We start from the raw sequence: 1,540 nt of genomic DNA, 5'->3' as shown, positions 1-1,540 counted from the left end.
ATGTTTTGGCTTTCTCATTCCGAATTCGATTCAAGTACTCCTTGGGGGATATGCCGATTTGCTGCATGAACATTTTCCGTAATTGGGAAACAGAGATGTGAAAATTCCGCGCCAGCTCCTCCATCTTGAGAGGACGGTTGTAGCAGGTTTCCATCCAAAACTTCGCTTGCTGAAAGGCTTTCATATACGGGTCTGTTGACGCGTGCGTATCTCTCATATAATGAAGCAATCTCGATAGCACATATTGAAACTCTGCTTGTCTTTCATGCGGATCAGTCCCTTGGATCGACCACATTTGCTTAAACTGCTCATGAATCCAAACAGCTTGTTCAGGGGAATATAGCCTGATAAATGGCAGGTTAAGCGTGTCCAGATACACGGGTTTTTGCCAGATTGCATGCTCATAAGGCACATCAAAAGCATCAAATAAAAGCATACGAATGTAAAGCGGTTGATCTATGGAAGATGACATCGTTAGGGTAAAACCCGGTTTTAGATAGATCAGCGTCCCAGTCTTCACTTTAATGGGCTCCTCATCAGGGGAATGCGAGAAATCCCCCTCCCCGCTCATAATCAAGTAAAGCGAATGAACATCCATCGTATTGCGGATATCCTTCCAGCCAGGCACAGGGAGCTTCTCGTAGGTCAGTCGAAGATGATAAATTCTGTGAGCTTTCGATTCCAAGTAGCCACCACCTGCAAAGCGATTTTGACAAATAGTAAAATCCTTTATCCATAGATAATACCCATTCCTCCATGATACGCTTTACGAAACAGACATGAAAGGGGCTTTTCCTGTGATTCGTACTTTTGGACAACATATCCTTCGCAAAACTCGCACACTTGATGGTTTATGGGATTTTGTCACAGATCCAAGCCATTTAGGCACTACAGAGGAATGGTACAAGAAATTCCCTTCTGATTCCCGTAAGCTCGTTGTTCCTTCCTGTTGGAATAATGAATTAGGCTTATTTGAATACATTGGCGCCGCATGGTACCGCACTTATTTTGATACAACACGAGACAGCAATATTCGCTTGATCTTTGAGGGCATTCTTCATCATGCTGATGTCTATGTAGATGGGCAGCATCTCGGATATCATTTTGGAGGCTATACACAGTTCAGTACACTGCTTCCGCATTTGGCCCAAGGCCAGCATGAACTTATTATTCGCGTAGACAGCACACTGGACTGGCAGACCCTGCCAACCGATGTGGCAGATTGGTACTCTTATGGCGGTATTATCCGATCCGTAGAGCTACAAGAGCTGCCCGAAGTCTATATTGATACGATGAAAATCGATTATCATCTGACAGGCGATCAAGCGGATATTAGTTTGCAAGTTCAAGTCAACTCTTTGAGTAATATAGACAGTGAAGTCGAGGTTAGTGCCTCTACAGATGGACTCGTTTTCCCGGCTATAACCGCGCAACTGCTTGCAGGTCAATCCACACAATTAACTCTACGTGGAACCCTTGCTAACATCCGTAGATGGGATGTAGGTCGCCCCGAGCTATATACGTTCACCGTACAAGCCGG

2 protein-coding genes are annotated in these 1,540 nt (G+C 44.8%); one reads left to right on the top strand and one right to left on the bottom strand.

The genetic code is table 11. The features are described 5' to 3' along the window. The coding region (locus AC1DUA_RS36985) for a helix-turn-helix domain-containing protein (RefSeq protein WP_477504465.1) at positions 1–685 on the bottom strand (685 nt) is incomplete at its 3' end. A gap of 112 nt (positions 686–797) precedes the next feature. On the opposite strand from AC1DUA_RS36985, the gene AC1DUA_RS36980 reads away from it, so the two are divergent. Continuing rightward, positions 798–1,540: sugar-binding domain-containing protein (locus AC1DUA_RS36980; RefSeq protein ID WP_477504464.1), on the top strand; the 743-nt coding region annotated here is incomplete at its 3' end.

The sequence above is a fragment of the Paenibacillus sp. 01T422 genome (assembly GCF_056398785.1).
This window is presented reverse-complemented; position numbering and strand designations above follow the sequence as displayed.